Here is a 17,609-nt window from a genome sequence, read left to right as displayed (position 1 = left end):
GGAGTAGTGCCTTGCTTATCCGCGAAACACCCTTGTTCATCGATGGCCCGTGCGGCCAGCTGGAAGCCTTGTACCTGGACGTGGCCGACGCCCGTGGCGCGGTGCTGATCTGTCATCCCAACCCGGTCCAGGGCGGCACCATGCTCAACAAGGTGGTCTCGACCCTGCAGCGCACCGCCCGCGACGCCGGCTACATCACCCTGCGCTTCAACTACCGCGGTGTCGGCCAGAGCGCCGGCAGCCACGACATGGGCGCGGGCGAAGTAGCCGATGCCGAAGCGGCCGCGGCCTGGTTGCGTGAGCAACATCCGCAGCTGCCCGTGGTGCTGATGGGCTTCTCCTTCGGCGGCTTCGTCGCTGCCAGCCTGGCCGGTCGCCTCGAGGCCCAGGGCTGCAAGCTGCAGCACCTGTTCATGATCGCCCCGGCGGTGATGCGCCTGAGCGAGCAATTCCCGCTGCCTGGGCAGGTCGCCCTCACCGTGGTCCAGCCGGACACCGACGAAGTGGTCGATCCGCAGTTGGTCTACGATTGGTCCGACGCCCTGACGCGCCCCCATGAGCTGCTGAAAGTGGCAGAATGCGGACACTTCTTCCATGGCAAGCTGACCGATCTGAAGGATCTGGTGCTGCCGCGTCTTTCGAACTGAGCCAAGCCTGAATAAGCGAACCCCCATGACCACGCGCATTCTCACCGGTATCACCACCACCGGCACCCCGCACCTGGGCAACTACGCCGGCGCCATCCGCCCGGCCATCCTCGCCAGCCAGCAGCCCGGTGCCGACTCGTTCTACTTCCTGGCCGACTACCACGCCCTGATCAAGTGCGACGACCCGCAGCGCATCCAGCGCTCGCGCCTGGAAATCGCCGCCACCTGGCTGGCCGGCGGCCTGGACCCGGACAAGGTCACTTTCTACCGCCAGTCCGACATTCCCGAGATCCCCGAGCTGACCTGGCTGCTGACCTGCGTCGCCGCCAAGGGCTTGCTCAACCGCGCCCATGCCTACAAGGCATCGGTGGACAAGAACGTCGAGGCCGGCGAAGACCCGGACGCCGGCGTCTCCATGGGCCTGTTCAGCTACCCGGTGCTGATGGCCGCCGACATCCTGATGTTCAACGCGCACAAGGTGCCGGTCGGTCGCGATCAGATCCAGCACGTGGAAATGGCCCGCGACATCGGACAGCGTTTCAACCACCTGTTCGGCCAGGGCAAGGACTTCTTCGCCCTGCCCGAGGCGGTGATCGAGGAAACCGTGGCGACCCTGCCGGGCCTGGACGGTCGCAAGATGTCCAAGAGCTACGACAACACCATTCCGTTGTTCACCAGCGCCAAGGACATGAAGGACGCGATCTCGCGCATCGTCACCGACTCCCGCGCGCCGGGCGAGGCGAAGGATCCGGACAACGCCCACCTGTTCACCCTGTTCCAGGCCTTCTCGAGCCCGGCGCAGTCCGCCGAGTTCCGCGACGAACTGCTGCAAGGGCTGGGCTGGGGCGAGGCCAAGCAGCGTCTGTTCCAGCTGCTCGATGGCCAGTTGGCCGAGAAGCGCGAGCACTACCATCAGTTGATCGCACGCCCGTCCGACCTCGAGGACATCCTCCTGGCCGGCGCCGCCAAGGCCCGCAAGATCGCCACGCCGTTCCTCGAGCAGTTGCGCGAGGCGGTTGGCCTGCGTTCGTTCCGCACCGCCGTTCAGGCCAATGCCGAGGTGAAGAAAAAGGCTGCCAAGAGCGCGCGCTTCGTCAGCTTCCGTGATGAGGACGGCAGTTTCCGCTTCCGCCTGCTGGCCGCCGATGGCGAGCAACTGCTGCTGTCGCGCAGCTTCGCCGATGGCAAGAGCGCTGGCGCGGTGAGCAAGCAGTTGCAGCAGGGCGGTGAGGCCGATGTGCGCGTCGAAGGCCTGGGCTTCTCGCTCTGGCTGGATGGCGAGCAGGTGGCCGAGGGGCCGCGGTTCGACAATGCCGAGGCCCGTGACGCAGCCATCGTCAGCCTGCGCGAGGCGCTTGCGCCACAGCTGGACTAAGTCGGGCCTCTGTAGGACCAGCCTTGCGAATTGGGGTTGGGGCGACCATCGTCATATGTATGATTGCCATCAGGCGGGCCGGTCGCTACAGTGACGGCCCGTTTTTTGTTGCCTCGCTAACGAAATCATGACGCCCCTAGAACGATACCAAGCAGATCTGAAACGTCCCGACTTCTTCCATGACGCGGCGCAGGAAACTGCGGTGCGTCACCTGCAGCGCCTGTACGACGACCTGGTACACGCGCAGAACAACAAGCCGGGCATGTTCGGCAAGTTGTTCGGCAAGAAGGAGCAGACGCCGGTCAAGGGCCTGTACTTCTGGGGCGGGGTAGGGCGAGGCAAGACCTACCTGGTCGACACCTTCTATGAAGCGCTGCCGTTCAAGCAGAAGATGCGCACGCACTTCCACCGCTTCATGAAGCGTGTCCACGAAGAGATGAAGACCCTCAAGGGCGAGAAGAATCCGCTGACCATCATCGCCAAGCGCTTCAGCGAAGAAGCCAAGGTGATCTGCTTCGACGAGTTCTTCGTCTCCGACATCACCGACGCCATGATCCTCGGCACGCTGATGGAAGAGCTGTTCAAGAACGGCGTCTCGCTGGTGGCAACCTCCAACATCGTCCCGGACGGCCTGTACAAGGATGGCCTGCAGCGCGCGCGCTTCCTACCGGCCATCGCGATGATCAAGCAATACACCGACGTGGTGAACGTCGACAGCGGCGTGGACTACCGCCTGCGCCACCTGGAACAGGCCGAACTGTTCCACTACCCGCTCGACGAGGCGGCCCACCAGAGCATGCGCGCCAGCTTCAAGGCGCTGACGCCCGAGTGCACCCAGGCCGTCGAGAACGACGTGCTGATGATCGAGAACCGGCCGATCAACGCCCTGCTGACCTGCGACGACGTTGCCTGGTTCGACTTCCGGGCTTTGTGCGACGGCCCGCGCAGCCAGAACGACTACATCGAACTGGGCAAGATCTTCCACGCCGTGCTGCTGAGCAACGTCGAGCAGATGGGCGTGACCACCGACGACATCGCCCGTCGCTTCATCAACATGGTCGACGAGTTCTACGACCGTAACGTGAAGCTGATCATCTCGGCCGAGGTGGAGCTCAAGGACTTGTATACCGGTGGACGCCTGAGCTTCGAGTTCCAGCGCACCCTGAGCCGCTTGCTGGAAATGCAGTCCCACGAATTCCTGTCGCGCGCCCACAAGCCGTAGAGTCACGCAGCAAACCATCGCGGGGCAAGTCCGCTTCCACTGGCTGGTGGGAGCGGGCTTGCCCCGCGATGGTTTCAGGCTTCCTGCATGAACTGCTGTCGATACTGGTTCGGCGACAGTTCCGTATGCTGGCGGAACAGCCGGGCGAAGAAGCTCGCATCGTCGTAGCCCACCTCGTAGCTGATGGTCTTGATGCTCTTGCGCGTACTCGACAGCAGGCCCTTGGCGGTCTCGATGCGCAGGCGCTGCAAGTAGTGCAGCGGCTTGTCGCCGGTGGCGCTCTGGAACCTGCGCATGAAGTTGCGGATGCTCATGCCATGGTTGCGCGCCACGTCCTCGAAGCGGAACTTGTCGGCGAAGTGCTCCTCCAGCCAGTGCTGGATCTGCAGGATGATCAGGTCCTGGTGCAGCTTCTGCCCGCCGAAGCCCATGCGCCCGGGGGTATAGCTGCGCTGCACTTCGTAGAGGATGTCGCGGGCCACGGCGCGGGCGACGTTGGCGCCGCAGAAACGCTCGATCAGGTAGATATACAGGTCGCAGGCCGAGGTGGTGCCGCCGGCGCAGTACAGGTTGTCGGCATCGGTCAGGTGCTTGTCCTGGTTCAGGCGGATCTTCGGGAAGCGTTCGGCGAAGTTGGCGAAGAAGCGCCAGTAGGTGGTCGCCTCCTTGCCGTCGAGCAGGCCTGACTCGGCCAGCCAGAACACGCCACTGGCCTCGGCGCACAGCACGGCGCCGCGGGCATGCTGCGCGCGCAGCCAAGGCAGGACCTGCGGGTAGCGTTGCAGGAGGTTGTCGAAGTCGTCCCAGAATGCCGGGAGGATGATCACATCGGCATCGTTCAGGCCGCCGTCGACCGGCAACTGCACGTTGCTGAAACTGTCCACGGGCAAGCCGTCCGGGCTCACCAGGCCGATTTCGAACATCGGCTGCAGGCCCAGGCCCAGTTGCTTGCTGTAGCGCAGGCTGGCCAGGTGGAAGAAATCCTTGGCCTGCATCAGTGTCGAGGCGAACACTTTATCAATGGCCAGGATGCTGACGCGCCGCAAGGGCGCGGAGGGTTGGGTAAACATCATTGTCATTGTTCTTATAGGGTAGAGTGGTCAATCACCGGCTGGATCGTCTTATTTTTTGGCGATTGTGTCTACCCCGTATTCCCCATCGCAGGGCAAGCCCGCGCCCGCCTCAAAGCAGGCGCGAGCGTCGGCTCAAGGCGCCGGATTCGGTTGCTCCTGGTGAATCGCCTCGATCGCCGCCAGCAACTCGTCGCCGAGGTTCAGCGCCTGGCTGTCGATATTGCTGCGCAACTGCTCCAGGGTGGTCGCGCCAATGATGTTGCTGGTCACGAACGGCTGCTGGGTGACGAACGCCAGGGCCATCTGCGCCGGGTCCAGGCCATGCTCGCGGGCCAGTTGCACATAGCGGCTGCAGGCGGCCACGGTCTGCGGGTTGGAGTAGCGGGCGAAGCGGCTGAACAGGGTCAGGCGACCCTTGGCCGGACGTGCGCCATGCTCGTACTTGCCCGACAGCATGCCGAAGGCCAGTGGCGAGTAGGCCAGCAGCCCGCACTGTTCACGAATCGCCACCTCGGCCAGGCCCACCTCGAAACTGCGATTGAGCAGGTTGTAGGGATTCTGGATCGACACCGCCCGTGGCCAGCCGCGGGTCTCGGCCAGGTGCAGGAACTTCAGGGTGCCCCATGGTGTTTCGTTGGACAGGCCGACATGGCGGATCTTGCCGGCGCGTACCTGCTCGTCCAGCACCTCGAGGGTCTCTTCCAGGGGGGTGAACAGGTCGTGGGGCAGGTGCTGGTAGCCGAGCTTGCCGAAGAAGTTGGTGCTGCGTTCGGGCCAGTGCAGCTGGTACAGGTCGATACGGTCGGTGCGCAGGCGCTTGAGGCTCTCGTCCAGTGCCGTGACGATGTGCTGGCGGTTGTGCTTGAGCTGGCCGTCGCGGATATGGCTGATGCCGTTGCCGGGCCCGGCGACCTTGCTGGCGAGGAACCAGTCGTCACGGTCGCCATTGGCGGCGAACCAGTTGCCGATGATGCGCTCGGTGGCGGCGTAGGTTTCCGGACGTGGCGGTACCGGATACATCTCGGCGGTATCGATGAAGTTGATGCCGCTGGCCTTGGCCAGGGTGATCTGGGCAAAGGCCTCGTCCTGCGTGTTCTGCTCGCCCCAGGTCATGGTGCCCAGGCACAGGGCGCTGACAGTGAGGTCGGTACGACCGAGCTTGCGGTATTCCATCGAAGGGACGCTCCAGGCAAAGAAGCCCATAAAAGCAGGTTGAAATTTTCGGCGCAATCTGGATAATCGTGCAGCTCTTCGCGTGGCGGAAGTGATGCACCACCACGAGAGAAGAACCTTTGTCGAACATTGGCGTGCCCGACCCGAGCCCCCAAAAGCGTCAGCGTTCGGCTGCGCGCTTGCCCTTGGCAAGCTGTGCACTATCCAGTAAGATTCGCCGTCTATTTTTCGCTGGGCGGCCTCTGAGGCTTTAGAGAATGAAAACTTTTACTGCTAAACCGGAAACAGTAAAGCGCGAGTGGTTCGTAGTCGACGCCGCTGGTCAGACCCTGGGTCGTCTGGCTACCGAAATCGCTAGCCGCCTGCGTGGCAAGCACAAGCCAGAATACACCCCTCACGTTGACACCGGCGACTACATCGTCGTCATCAACGCCGAGCAAGTGCGTGTAACTGGTGCCAAGTCTTCCGACAAGATGTACTACTCCCACTCCGGCTTCCCGGGCGGTATCAAGGAAATCAACTTCGAGAAGTTGATCGCCAAGGCCCCTGAGCGTGTCATCGAAACCGCGGTCAAAGGCATGCTGCCGAAGAACCCGCTGGGTCGCGACATGTACCGCAAGCTGAAAGTGTACGCGGGTGCAGCTCACCCACACACTGCTCAGCAGCCTCAAGAACTGAAGATCTAACGGGATAGTTCATTATGTCGGCGACTCAAAACTACGGCACTGGCCGTCGCAAGACCGCAACCGCTCGCGTTTTCCTGCGTCCAGGTACCGGTAACATCTCCATCAACAACCGTTCCCTGGACGTGTTCTTCGGCCGCGAAACCGCTCGCATGGTTGTTCGCCAGCCGCTGGAACTGACCGAGACCGTTGAGAAGTTCGACATCTACGTCACCGTTTCCGGTGGTGGTGTCAGCGGTCAGGCCGGTGCGATCCGCCACGGTATCACCCGTGCCCTGATGGAATACGACGAAACCCTGCGTGGCGCTCTGCGTCGTGCTGGTTACGTCACCCGCGACGCTCGTGAAGTTGAGCGTAAGAAAGTGGGTCTGCGTAAAGCGCGTAAGCGTCCTCAGTACTCCAAGCGTTAATACCGCTTCGGCAGTCAAAAAAAGCCCGGTTCCATTTTTGGAACCGGGCTTTTTTTATGTCTTGAACTAACCTGTTGGCTAGTCCGTGGCCGTTTGTCGCATAGACACAGATCAAGCAAAGCGAGGGTAGTGGCCCGACGAGCGGGTAATCACCTTGTCAGTGTGTGGATTTGTTCCTTACCATTGCGGCCAATTTTTAGTGCCACAGACACACCTAAGTAGATGCCTGTAAAAACAGGCCAAGCAAGCTGATGGGAGAGGACTGAATGAGCAATGACGGCGTCAACGCAGGCCGGCGCCGCTTCCTCGTAGCCGCGACATCCGTGGTCGGGGCAGCGGGAGCAGTGGGGGCTGCGGTACCGTTCGTGGGGTCATGGTTTCCCAGTGCCAAGGCGAAGGCCGCCGGCGCACCGGTGAAGGTCAATATCGCCAAGGTCGAGCCCGGGCAGCAGATGGTGGCCGAGTGGCGTGGGCAACCGGTGTTCATCGTGCGGCGAACGCAAGAAATCCTCGCCAATCTGAAGAAAATCGAAGGCGACCTGTCCGACCCGCAGTCCAAGGCTTCGGAGCAACCGGCCTACGTCGATCCCGAGGTGCGCTCGATCAAGCCGGAGATCCTGATCCTGGTCGGCCTGTGCACCCACCTGGGCTGCTCGCCGACATTCCGTCCCGAAGTCGCTCCGGCCGACCTGGGGCCGAAGTGGGTGGGGGGCTATTTCTGTCCCTGCCACGGCTCGCACTACGACCTGGCCGGACGCGTCTACAAGTCCCAGCCGGCGCCTCTCAACCTGCCAGTGCCACCGCACTCGTACGAGTCGGATGACATCATTGTCATCGGCGTCGACCAGGAGAAAGCATGATGAGCAAGTTCATGGAGTGGATCGATGCGCGCTTCCCCGCGACCAAGATGTGGGAAGAGCATCTGAGCAAGTATTACGCGCCCAAGAACTTCAACTTCCTGTACTTCTTCGGCTCCCTGGCACTGTTGGTGCTGGTCAACCAGATCGTCACCGGCGTGTGGCTGACCATGAGTTTCACCCCGTCGGCCGAAGAGGCATTCGCCTCGGTCGAGTACATCATGCGTGACGTCGAGTACGGCTGGATCCTGCGCTACCTGCACTCCACCGGTGCCTCGGCATTCTTCATCGTGGTCTACCTGCACATGTTCCGCGGGTTGCTCTACGGCTCCTACCAGAAGCCGCGTGAACTGGTCTGGCTGTTCGGCATGCTGATCTACCTGGCGCTGATGGCCGAGGCCTTCATGGGCTACCTGCTGCCTTGGGGGCAGATGTCGTACTGGGGCGCCCAGGTGATCATCTCGCTGTTCGGTGCGATCCCGGTGATCGGCAACGACCTGACCCAGTGGATCCGTGGCGACTACCTGATCTCGGGCATCACCCTGAACCGCTTCTTCGCCTTGCACGTGGTGGCGCTGCCGATCGTGATTCTTGGTCTGGTGGTGCTGCACATTCTGGCGCTGCACGAAGTGGGTTCGAACAACCCCGATGGTGTCGACATCAAGAAGAAAAAGGACGAGAACGGCGTTCCGCTCGACGGCATTCCGTTCCACCCGTACTACACCGTCAAGGATATTGCCGGCGTCGTGGTGTTCCTCTTCGTGTTCTGTGCCGTGGTGTTCTTCTTCCCGGAAATGGGTGGCTATTTCCTGGAAAAACCGAACTTCGAGCAGGCCAACGCCTTCAAGACGCCTGAGCATATCGCCCCTGTCTGGTACTTCACGCCGTTCTACGCGATTCTGCGCGCGGTGCCTGACAAGCTGTTCGGGGTCATCGCCATGGGCGCCGCGATCGCCGTGCTGTTCGTGTTGCCCTGGCTCGACCGCAGCCCGGTCCGCTCCATGCGCTACAAGGGCTGGCTGAGCAAGGTCTTCCTGCTGGTGTTCTGTGTGGCCTTCATCATTCTCGGCGTGCTGGGCGTCCTGGCGCCGACGCCCGGGCGAACCTTGCTGTCGCAGGTCTGTACGGTGCTGTATTTCGCCTACTTCCTGCTGATGCCGTTCTACACAAGGCTCGAGAAGACCAAACCGGTTCCGGAAAGGGTGACTGGCTGATGAAAAAGTTGATTGCAGTATTTTTGCTGGCATTGATGCCTGGCCTGTCCTTCGCCGCCGAGCATGGCCCGGATCTGGACAAGGTCGATATCGACCTGAGTGACAAGGCTGCCCTGCAGGATGGCGCGCGTACCTTCACCAACTATTGCATGGGCTGCCACAGCGCCAAGTTCCAGCGTTACGAGCGGGTTGCCGACGACCTGGGCATTCCCCATGAGCTGATGCTCGAGAAGCTGGTGTTCACGGGTGCCAAGATCGGCGACCACATGCAGATCGGCATGCAGCCCAACGATGCCAAGGTCTGGTTCGGTGCCGCGCCCCCCGACCTGACCCTGGTCGCGCGGGTGCGTGGCAACGACTGGCTGTACAGCTACCTGCGCAGCTTCTACGAGGACAAGTCGCGCCCTTGGGGTGTGAACAACAAGGTCTTCCCCAATGTGGGCATGCCTAACGTCCTGGTCGGGCTGCAGGGCAACCAGGTGATCGGTTGCAAGCAGGTGCAGACCGTGGTCGATGGCAAGAAGCAGTTCGACCCGCTGACCGGTAGCCCGCTGACCCATGAGGCGTGCGACCAGCTGACCGTCGAGGAGAAATCCGGTACCCTGACCGCCGAGCAGTTCGACGAGAAGGTCAAGAACCTGGTGACCTTCCTGGCCTATTCGGCCAACCCGGTCAAACTGGAAAGTCAGCGCATCGGTACCTATGTGCTCCTGTACCTGGCTTTCTTCTTCGTATTCGCCTATTTGCTCAAGCGTGAATACTGGAAGGACGTGCACTGATCACGCAGTAGTTTCTGGTAGTTGAACGCGCCCGGGGTGCCCCAGCGACAAGGCTGGGGCACCCCGGGCGCGTTTTCATTTACAGTTTCACGAGCATCCCGTGCGAGGAGGCGCTACATGGGCGCAACCAACAGGTTAGCCTGCTATTCCGACCCCGCTGATCATTACTCCCACCGGGTGCGCCTCGTGCTCGCGGAGAAAGGCGTCGCGGTGCAGATCATCGATGTCGACACCAAGCGCCTGCCCCCGCGGCTGGTCGAGGTGAACCCCTACGCCAGCCTGCCGACCCTGGTCGATCGCGACCTGGCGCTGTATGAATCGACCGTGGTGATGGAATACCTCGATGAGCGTTATCCGCATCCGCCGTTGATGCCGGTGTACCCGGTGGCGCGCGGTAACAGCCGTTTGCTGATGCATCGCATCCAGCGCGACTGGTGCACGCTCGCCGATACCGTGCTCGATTCGCGCAGCAGCGATGCCGCTCGTGCCCAGGCGCGCAAGGAGCTGCGCGAGAGCCTGACCGGCGTGGCGCCGCTGTTCGGCGAAATGGCCTGCTTCATGAGTGAGGAGCAGAGTCTGGTCGATTGTTGTCTACTACCCATCCTCTGGCGCTTGCCGGTGATGGGTATCGAATTGCCGCGGCAGGCCAAGCCGCTGCTGGATTACATGGAGCGACAGTTTGCCCGCGAGTCTTTCCAGGCAAGCCTGTCCGCTGCTGAACGTGAAATGCGCAAAGTTTAATGAGGAGCCGTATGAACTCCAGTCGCCCCTATCTGGTTCGCGCGCTGTACGAGTGGATCGTCGACAACGATTGCACGCCCCACATGCTGGTCAATGCCGAGTATCCGGCGGTCCAGGTCCCCCAGGGTTTCGCCAATGATGGCCAGATCGTCCTGAATATTTCGCCCAGTGCTGTACGTAGCCTGCACATGGACAACGAGGCGGTGAGCTTCGAAGGGCGTTTTGGAGGCGTCTCCCATTCACTGTATGTGCCGATTGGCGCGATTCTGGGCATTTACGCCCGGGAGAACGGGCAGGGCATGGTCTTCGAGCTCGAGCCACCGTTCGACGATGAGGACGACCTGCAGGATGATGAAACCGGGGCGGATGATGATCTGCCGCCGGAGCCGCCACGCCCGAGTGGCCGGCCAAGCCTGAAGGTGGTCAAGTAACCTTCCGGCTGACCGGGCAACAAAAAAGGCGATCCCTGGGGATCGCCTTTTTTGTTGCCGCTGCGCTTACAGATCCTTGATGCTTTGCACCTGATCCTTGTTGATGCGGGTCGGCTTGCCGTCGAGTTGCTTGAACTCATAGAAGCCGGAGTTGCGGTCGAATTTCGGCGTGTCGGTGGTCTGCAGTTCACGACCATCGTTGAGGGTGATCACGCTCGGGGTGGAGCAGCCGGCCAGGGTGGCGAAGGCGCCGAGCAACAGGGCGGGCAGCAGGAACTTCTTCATGGGGTACTTCCTGGATCAGGGTTGAAGGGCGAGGGCGACAGTGCCGCCCTCGCGGGGTAATCAGTCGATGTACTCGAACAGCTTGACGATCTTCTGCACGCCGGAGACGCCTTGCACCACGTTGGTGGCGGCGTTGGCCTCTTGCTGGCGGACCAGGCCGAGCAGGTAGACGATGCCGTTTTCGGTGATCACTTTGATGCGCGAGCTGGGCACGTTCTCGTCGGTGAGCATCTGGGTCTTGATCTTGGTGGTCAGCCAGGCATCGTTGTTGCGCGCAAGGATCGACGAAGGCTGCATGACCTGCAGCTCGTTATGCACCTTCTTGACCCGCTGCACCTGGCCGGCAGTCTGCTCGGCGAGGGACTTGAGGTCGGCGCGTGGCGTTTGTCCGGCGAGCAGAACCACGCCGTTGTAGCTGCTGACGACGATGTGCGAACCCTTGTCCAGATCCGGGTTGGCCTTGGCGATGTTGACCGAGACCTTGGTCTCGATCAGCGAGTCGTCGATCTTGCTGCCGATGGTGCGGGTGCCGCGGTCGTCCTCGATGGGCGAGTTGCGGGTCGAGGTCAGGACCGAACTGCAGCCGGACAGGCCCAGGCACAGGGTGAGGGCCATCAGGCCGAGACGCTTGGGGATCATTCTTCACTCCCGAACAGTTGGCTGTCGATCAGGTCGCACAGGCAATGGATCGCCAGCAGGTGGACTTCCTGGATGCGCGCGGTGACCGTCGAGGGTACGCGGATCTCCACGTCCTCGGGCAACAGCAGCGACGCCATGCCGCCGCCGTCGCGTCCGGTCAGGGCTACGACAATCATTTCGCGGTCATGTGCGGCCTGGATCGCCTGGATCACGTTGGCCGAGTTGCCGCTGGTGGAGATCGCCAGCAGGACGTCGCCGGGCTGGCCCAGGGCGCGGATCTGCTTGGAGAAGACTTCGTTGTAGCTGTAGTCGTTGGCGATCGAAGTGAGCGTGGAGCTGTCTGTGGTCAGGGCAATGGCTGGCAGGCTCGGGCGCTCGCGCTCGAAGCGGTTGAGCAGCTCCGAGGAGAAATGCTGGGCATCGCCGGCCGAGCCGCCGTTGCCGCAGGCGAGCATCTTGCCGTCGCTGAGCAGCGCGTTGACCATGACCAGGCTGGCCTGCTCGATGTGAGGTGCCAGGATGTCCATTGCCTGTTGCTTGGTGTCGATGCTGGCCTGGAACAGCCGGCGAATTCGGGATTGCATGTCCATCTGGTGTGACCTTAAGAGGGGCGGTGGCCGGCGCGACGCGCGACAGGGACCAGCCCGCGAAACATAGAGCAAAAAAATCGGAACGGGTTCAGCACTCGAAGGCGTTTTTCAGCCATTGCAGCGGTTCGCCCCCGTGGCCTTGGCCTTGCAGGGCGATAACGTCGAAGCGGCAGGGATGATTGGCCCAGCGGGGTTCATTCTGCAGGAAAAGGCTGGCGGCTAGCGCCAGTCGCTTCTGCTTGCGCCCATCGATACTGCCGAGGGCGCCGCCGAAGTTCGCGTGCAACCGATAGCGGACTTCGACGAATACTACTGTATCGGCATCGAGCATGACCAGATCGAGCTCGCCACCCTTGCATCGCCAGTTGCGCGTCAGCAGTTGCAGACCATGTCCTCGAAGCAGCTCGAGGGCATGGTCTTCAGCGGCTTGCCCGGCGCAGGAGGGCGATGCGCCGGGCATCAGCGCGGGGTATCCGGCAGGCGCTTGACCTGGCCGCCGGAGAACTCGGCCCAGGGCAGTTGGCGTTCGACGCGTTGTGCGGCGTTGATGCTCAAGCTGCCGGACAGGCCTTCGACACGGTTGTCCGGCAGGGCCTTGAGCTGGCCAAGGCGCGGTGCCAGGCTGTAGGCGTCGACACCCATGGCGTACAGGCGGCCGAGGCTGCCTGCGGCCTGCGGCCACTGCTGCACCACCTGCTGGCGCAGGCTGTTGGTGTTGTCGAGCAGCCAGGGCGTTTCGCAGAAGCGGATGCCGTTCATGTCGTTGTACTGGTTGACGTCACCGCTGGCGCTGTAAAGGTTGGAGGTGGCGTAGACCGGCACGTCGCCAGCGTACTGGAAGTTCAGGGTCGGCTTGATCTGCTGGGCCTGCTGCGGAGTGGCGGCGAGGAAGATGAAGTCGATGTCCTGGCGGCGCGAAGGTTGGGCGGCGATGCTGCCGCCCACGGTGCTTTGCAGGCTCTTGGCACGGCCTTCGCTCTGGCGCAGCTGGAACAGGTCGGCGATCTGCTGGGCCAGGGCGACCGGCTGGGCGATGCGCTCGGCTGCAAGCAGGGTGCCGCCGTTGCTTTCCCAGTCCTGGCGGAAGGCGGCGAGCACACGGTCACCCCATTCGCCACGCGGTACCAGGGCCACGGCGCGGACCTTGCCATCGGCGCGGGCGCGACGGGCCACTTCGCGGGCTTCGTCTTCGGCGGCGAGGCCGAACTGGAACAGCTGGGCCGGGGCCTTCTGGCCTGCGTCGGCGTAGTTCAGGGCCAGGGTGGTGATCGGCAGTTGCGGGTAGTCGGCGAGTTTCTTGACCAGTGGCTTTTCCAGCGGGCCAACGACCAATTGGACGCCAGCAGCCTGGGCCTGGCGGTAGAAGTCGTCCAGGGAGGTGATGCGCGAGCTGTCGAAGACCTGCACGGCTGGTGCTGGCTGTCCGCCTTGCTGGGCCTGGAAGTGGGCGGCCATGAAACCGTCGCGCAAGGCGCGGGCGACACCGGCCAGTTGGCCCTCCTGAGGCAGCAGCAGGGCAATCTTGGTCAGTGGTTGGCTGGCCAGTTCCTTGAGTTTGACCAGGGCTGCAGGCAGTTGCTTGGCGGCCGGGTGGTCCGGGTGCTGCTTGCGCCAGTTGTCGATGGCGCTCTGCTGTTGCTCCAGGGTGCCGGCGCTTTTGACGGCCAGGGCCAGGCTGGTCCAGCCGGCGAGGGTCTCGTCGTTGCTGCTCTGTTGCAACTGCTCGGCCGGCAGTGCGGCGACCAGGGCCCAGATGGCATCGTTGTTGGCGCTGGCAGCCTGGTCGCTGAGCAGCGGGGCGAGCAGCACGCGCTGCTGGGCGGCGGCCAGGGTCTGGCCGTCGGCCTCGAGGGCGGCGGCGTGGACGTTGTAAGTGCGTGCCTGCTGGGCTGGCGGCAGTTCGCCGACGCGTTGCAGGCTAGGGTGAGACAGGGCTGTCAGGGCCGCCTTGGGTTGCTTGCGGCTCATGGCCAGTTCGGCGGCCAGGGTGCTGGCGAACACCTGTTGGGCTGGCTTGAGCGAGTCCAGCGGGACCTGCTCGAGGATGCGTGCCGAGCGAGGGAAGTCCTTCTGCCGGTAGGCCAGGTCAGCGGCGCTCAAGCGCAGCAGTGCGGCATCTTCCGCGGACTTGCTGGAGGCGGCCTTGTCGAGCAGTTGCTCGATGCTGGCGTCCGGGGTGCGTGGCAATTCGCCCAGGCTGGATGAGGGCGAGCTGGCACAGGCTGCCAGCAAGGCAGCGAGGCAGAGGGCTGTGAGCAGCCGCAGGCAAGCGATCATGTAAAGGTCCTGTTACTCGATCAAGTTGGCCGACGATTGTACCCAAGCGCGGTGCGGGGTGCGAACTCGCCGAAGGGCAACCTTCACTATAGGCGGCTCTCGATGGCTGGCGGGCGAAGTTCTTTGCGCCCTGTTGCCGGCGCTCGGGCTACAATGGCGCCTTTGATCCGAAATGCAGGTGTGCGCAGTGACTGATGTTGCAGGGGCTTCCAAAACCACCGTGGGTACGCTGTATGTCGTCGCCACGCCGATCGGCAACCTCGATGACATGAGTGCCCGGGCGTTGAAGGTGCTGGCCGATGTGAGCCTGATTGCCGCGGAGGATACTCGTCACTCGGTGCGCCTGATGCAGCACTTCGGTATCGATACGCCGCTGGCGGCCTGCCATGAGCACAACGAGCGCGACGAGGGTGGCCGTTTCATCACTCGGCTGCTGGCCGGGGATGATGTGGCGCTGGTGTCCGACGCTGGCACGCCGCTGATTTCCGACCCTGGCTACCATCTGGTGCGCCAGGCGCGCGCTGCCGGTGTGCAGGTGGTGCCGGTACCGGGAGCCTGCGCGCTGATTGCCGCGCTGTCCGCCGCTGGCTTGCCTTCGGATCGCTTCATCTTCGAAGGCTTCCTGCCGGCCAAGGCAGCCGGGCGCCGCGCGCGGCTGGAGCAGGTCAGGGAAGAGCCGCGCACGCTGATCTTCTATGAGGCGCCGCATCGCATCCTGGAGTGCCTGGAGGATATGGAGGCGGTATTCGGCGGTGAGCGCCCGGCATTGCTGGCGCGTGAGATCACCAAGACCTTCGAGACCCTCAAGGGCTTGCCGTTGGCCGAGCTGCGGGCGTTCGTGCAGGGCGACAGCAATCAGCAGCGTGGCGAGTGTGTGGTGCTGGTGGCTGGCTGGAGCGCGCCAGAGGATGAAGATGCGATCGGCAGCGAGGCGCAGCGCGTGCTCGACTTGCTGCTGGCGGAGTTGCCGCTCAAGCGTGCCGCAGCGTTGGCGGCGGAAATCACCGGCGTGCGCAAGAACTTGTTGTACCAGTTGGCCCTGGAAAAGCAGAAATCCAACTAATGGCTTAATGACATTATTTATTCCGTCACTTGTTCTTGAGCGCGCCTGCCGGTAACCTTGGCGGCGGAGAGTCGATCGGACAGTCGCTGCCGTCTTTTGTTCCGCAAGAGGCGGGGGAGGAAAGTCCGGGCTCCGCAGGGCAGAGTGCCAGGTAACGCCTGGGAGGCGCGAGCCTACGGAAAGTGCCACAGAAAATAACCGCCTAAGCGCTTCGGCGCCGGTAAGGGTGAAAAGGTGCGGTAAGAGCGCACCGCACGACTGGCAACAGTTCGTGGCTAGGTAAACCCCACTCGGAGCAAGACCAAATAGGGTTCCTTATGGCGTGGCCCGCGTCGGAACCGGGTAGGTTGCTAGAGGCGTCCAGTGATGGCCGTCGTAGAGGAATGACTGTCCTCGACAAAACCCGGCTTACAGATCGACTCTCCACCCCCTCCCTTCCTGCTTGAATCGATAGCAGATGTGTCCTGGTAATACCGAAAAATTCTTACTCTTAATAAATCACTTTAACTTCACTCCCTATCCGCTTGAGTGGGTTTGATTTTTCCTGTCGTTTTTCCCTCTCTGACAATCCTTTCACATTCCATTGTTGAGCTAAATCGCCGTCCTGTAAGGGATTTCCTTGTGAACGTGCCTTGACGGTGTAGCGAACGGATTCCTATAGTGTGCGCAAGTGGCAGAAAGTGGGATGAAGTGGGTTTTCTGACACAAAAAAGCTAACATTGTGGGGAATCGCAGCCGTGTTCCGCGGAGCTAACGCCGTCAGCCTCGATGCCAAGGGTCGACTCGCAATGCCGAGTCGGTACCGTGACGAGCTCGATTCGCGTTGCAATGGTCAGTTGATCGTGACCATCGACGCGGTTGACCCCTGCTTGTGTGTTTATCCCCTCGACGAGTGGGAACAGATAGAAGCCAAGTTGCGTGCATTGCCATCGTTGCGTGAGGAAAACCGTCGCCTTCAGCGTCTGCTGATCGGCAACGCGGTTGACCTGGAGCTCGATGGCAGCGGGCGTTTCCTGGTGCCGCCCCGCCTGCGTGAGTACGCCAAGCTGGACAAGAAGGCGATGTTGGTGGGGCAACTGAACAAATTCCAGCTGTGGGATGAGGATGCCTGGAACGCGGTTTCGGCAGCCGACCTTGCAGCTATTCAACAACCGGGCGCCATGCCCGACGACTTGCGTGACCTGATCCTGTGACCATAGATAGCGGCTTCAACCACATCACCGTCCTGCTCGACGAAGCTGTCGAGGCATTGGCCTTGCGCGCCGACGGTTGCTATCTGGACGGCACCTTCGGGCGTGGCGGCCACAGTCGCCTCATCCTCAGCAAGCTCGGGCCGCAAGGGCGACTGCTGGGGTTCGACAAGGATCCTCAGGCGATTGCCACCGGGCAAGCGCTGGCGGCCGAAGACGGCCGCTTTGTCATTGTGCAGCGCAGCTTTGCCGAACTGGGTTCGGAAGTTGCCGAGCGTGGTCTGGACGGCAAGGTCAGCGGCATCCTGCTCGACCTGGGCGTTTCCTCGCCGCAGTTGGATGACCCCGAGCGCGGCTTCAGCTTCCTCAACGACGGCCCGCTGGACATGCGCATGAATCCTGGGCAGGGCATCAGCGCCGCGGAGTTCGTCGCCACCGCGCCCGTTGAAGAAATTGCCCGTGTGTTCAAGGAATACGGCGAAGAGCGCTTTGCCGGACGCATGGCGCGTGCCGTGGTCGAGCGTCGTGAGAAGCAGCCGTTCACCCGCACCGCCGACCTGGCCGAAGTGCTCAAGGTCGCCAACCCGGCATGGGAAAAGGGCAAGAATCCGGCGACCCGAGCCTTCCAGGGCTTGCGTATCCACGTCAACAACGAGCTGGGCGATCTCGAGGCAGGCCTCGAGGCGGCGATCGATGCGCTGGAGATCGGCGGTCGCCTGGCGGTGATCAGCTTCCACTCCCTCGAGGACCGCATCGTCAAGCTGTTCATGCGCAAGCTGGTCAAGGGCGAGGCCGACAACCTGCCGCGCAACCTGCCGGTGCAGCACAAGGCGTTCGAGCCGAAGATCAAGCTCATCGGCAAGGCGCAGTTTGCCTCCGACGCGGAGCTCAAGGCCAACCCGCGGGCGCGTAGCGCCGTGATGCGGGTGGCGGAGAAGCTGCGTTGAGTCGGCTTTTTGC

General features: G+C 62.5%; 20 protein-coding genes and 1 other RNA gene. 14 read left to right on the top strand and 7 right to left on the bottom strand.

The annotated features are described in order from the left end of the window. Positions 1-11: 11 nt before the first annotated feature. From F3J43_RS08950 to zapE, 3 genes are all read left to right on the top strand, one after another. Positions 12-647: an alpha/beta hydrolase gene (locus tag F3J43_RS08950; protein ID WP_166884890.1), complete on the top strand. Its 636-nt coding sequence runs from the start codon at positions 12-14 to the stop codon at positions 645-647. 25 nt (positions 648-672) lie between these two features. Then, entirely contained in the window at positions 673-2,022 is a 1,350-nt protein-coding gene (locus tag F3J43_RS08945) for a tryptophan--tRNA ligase (RefSeq protein WP_166884888.1), read from the top strand. A gap of 127 nt (positions 2,023-2,149) precedes the next feature. Beyond that, entirely contained in the window at positions 2,150-3,244 is a 1,095-nt protein-coding gene (gene zapE / locus F3J43_RS08940; protein ID WP_166884886.1) for a cell division protein ZapE, read from the top strand. Between the two features lie 74 nt (positions 3,245-3,318). Here zapE and F3J43_RS08935 read toward each other — a convergent pair whose 3' ends face one another. Next, positions 3,319-4,314 (bottom strand): GlxA family transcriptional regulator, encoded by a 996-nt coding sequence (locus F3J43_RS08935; protein ID WP_166885012.1) that lies wholly within the window; start codon positions 4,312-4,314, stop codon positions 3,319-3,321. 135 nt (positions 4,315-4,449) lie between these two features. Then, a complete protein-coding gene (locus F3J43_RS08930) occupies positions 4,450-5,490 on the bottom strand; it encodes an NADP(H)-dependent aldo-keto reductase (RefSeq protein WP_166884884.1) in 1,041 nt (346 codons plus the stop codon). 257 nt (positions 5,491-5,747) lie between these two features. Between F3J43_RS08930 and rplM the strand changes: the two genes are divergently transcribed. The 7 genes from rplM (at position 5,748) to F3J43_RS08895 (ending at position 10,605) form a co-directional block, all read left to right on the top strand. Next, positions 5,748-6,176, top strand: a complete 429-nt coding sequence (gene rplM / locus F3J43_RS08925; protein ID WP_003260798.1) for a 50S ribosomal protein L13 — start codon at positions 5,748-5,750, stop codon at positions 6,174-6,176. A 14-nt stretch (positions 6,177-6,190) separates the two neighbouring features. Beyond that, the gene (rpsI, locus tag F3J43_RS08920) at positions 6,191-6,583 is read left to right on the top strand and encodes a 30S ribosomal protein S9 (RefSeq protein ID WP_003260797.1); all 393 of its coding nucleotides are present in this window, start codon (positions 6,191-6,193) and stop codon (positions 6,581-6,583) included. 266 nt (positions 6,584-6,849) lie between these two features. Continuing rightward, positions 6,850-7,443: a ubiquinol-cytochrome c reductase iron-sulfur subunit gene (gene petA / locus F3J43_RS08915; protein WP_166884882.1), complete on the top strand. Its 594-nt coding sequence runs from the start codon at positions 6,850-6,852 to the stop codon at positions 7,441-7,443. Next, complete coding sequence (locus F3J43_RS08910; protein WP_205297722.1) at positions 7,440-8,654, top strand: cytochrome b; 1,215 nt, start codon at positions 7,440-7,442, stop codon at positions 8,652-8,654. Before petA ends, F3J43_RS08910 begins: the two co-directional genes overlap by 4 nt. Then, a complete protein-coding gene (locus F3J43_RS08905) occupies positions 8,654-9,433 on the top strand; it encodes a cytochrome c1 (protein ID WP_166884878.1) in 780 nt (259 codons plus the stop codon). Before F3J43_RS08910 ends, F3J43_RS08905 begins: the two co-directional genes overlap by 1 nt. Positions 9,434-9,550: 117 nt before the next feature. Beyond that, positions 9,551-10,174, top strand: coding sequence for a glutathione S-transferase N-terminal domain-containing protein (locus tag F3J43_RS08900; protein ID WP_166884876.1), 624 nt, complete (start codon positions 9,551-9,553; stop codon positions 10,172-10,174). Between the two features lie 11 nt (positions 10,175-10,185). Then, entirely contained in the window at positions 10,186-10,605 is a 420-nt protein-coding gene (locus tag F3J43_RS08895) for a ClpXP protease specificity-enhancing factor (RefSeq protein ID WP_166884873.1), read from the top strand. 66 nt (positions 10,606-10,671) lie between these two features. Here F3J43_RS08895 and F3J43_RS08890 read toward each other — a convergent pair whose 3' ends face one another. The 5 genes from F3J43_RS08890 to F3J43_RS08870 form a co-directional block, all read right to left on the bottom strand. Further along, a complete protein-coding gene (locus F3J43_RS08890) occupies positions 10,672-10,890 on the bottom strand; it encodes a YgdI/YgdR family lipoprotein (RefSeq protein WP_166884871.1) in 219 nt (72 codons plus the stop codon). A gap of 60 nt (positions 10,891-10,950) precedes the next feature. Continuing rightward, the gene (locus F3J43_RS08885) at positions 10,951-11,529 is read right to left on the bottom strand and encodes a BON domain-containing protein (protein WP_166884868.1); all 579 of its coding nucleotides are present in this window, start codon (positions 11,527-11,529) and stop codon (positions 10,951-10,953) included. Next, the gene (locus F3J43_RS08880) at positions 11,526-12,113 is read right to left on the bottom strand and encodes a phosphoheptose isomerase (protein WP_502706604.1); all 588 of its coding nucleotides are present in this window, start codon (positions 12,111-12,113) and stop codon (positions 11,526-11,528) included. Before F3J43_RS08880 ends, F3J43_RS08885 begins: the two co-directional genes overlap by 4 nt. Positions 12,114-12,207: 94 nt before the next feature. Next, positions 12,208-12,579, bottom strand: coding sequence for a YraN family protein (locus F3J43_RS08875; RefSeq protein ID WP_166884865.1), 372 nt, complete (start codon positions 12,577-12,579; stop codon positions 12,208-12,210). Beyond that, entirely contained in the window at positions 12,579-14,396 is a 1,818-nt protein-coding gene (locus tag F3J43_RS08870; RefSeq protein WP_166884863.1) for a penicillin-binding protein activator, read from the bottom strand. The genes F3J43_RS08875 and F3J43_RS08870 overlap by 1 nt, the downstream gene beginning before the upstream one ends. Positions 14,397-14,583: 187 nt before the next feature. Between F3J43_RS08870 and rsmI the strand changes: the two genes are divergently transcribed. The 4 genes from rsmI to rsmH all read left to right on the top strand — a co-directional run bounded on the left by rsmI (position 14,584) and on the right by rsmH (position 17,596). Continuing rightward, the gene (rsmI, locus tag F3J43_RS08865) at positions 14,584-15,459 is read left to right on the top strand and encodes a 16S rRNA (cytidine(1402)-2'-O)-methyltransferase (protein WP_166884861.1); all 876 of its coding nucleotides are present in this window, start codon (positions 14,584-14,586) and stop codon (positions 15,457-15,459) included. A 67-nt stretch (positions 15,460-15,526) separates the two neighbouring features. Further along, positions 15,527-15,886, top strand: an RNA gene (gene rnpB / locus F3J43_RS08860) — RNase P RNA component class A. Positions 15,887-16,196: 310 nt separating this feature from the next. Then, positions 16,197-16,652 (top strand): division/cell wall cluster transcriptional repressor MraZ, encoded by a 456-nt coding sequence (gene mraZ, locus F3J43_RS08855; RefSeq protein ID WP_011535546.1) that lies wholly within the window; start codon positions 16,197-16,199, stop codon positions 16,650-16,652. A 2-nt stretch (positions 16,653-16,654) separates the two neighbouring features. Further along, positions 16,655-17,596, top strand: a complete 942-nt coding sequence (gene rsmH, locus F3J43_RS08850; RefSeq protein WP_502706603.1) for a 16S rRNA (cytosine(1402)-N(4))-methyltransferase RsmH — start codon at positions 16,655-16,657, stop codon at positions 17,594-17,596. Positions 17,597-17,609 lie beyond the last annotated feature (13 nt).

It is taken from the genome of Pantoea sp. Cy-639 (assembly GCF_011752525.1).
In the GTDB taxonomy this organism is placed as follows: Bacteria; Pseudomonadota; Gammaproteobacteria; order Pseudomonadales; family Pseudomonadaceae; genus Aquipseudomonas.
Note: the sequence above shows the minus strand (reverse complement) of the source record. Positions and strands in the feature narration are given on the sequence as shown.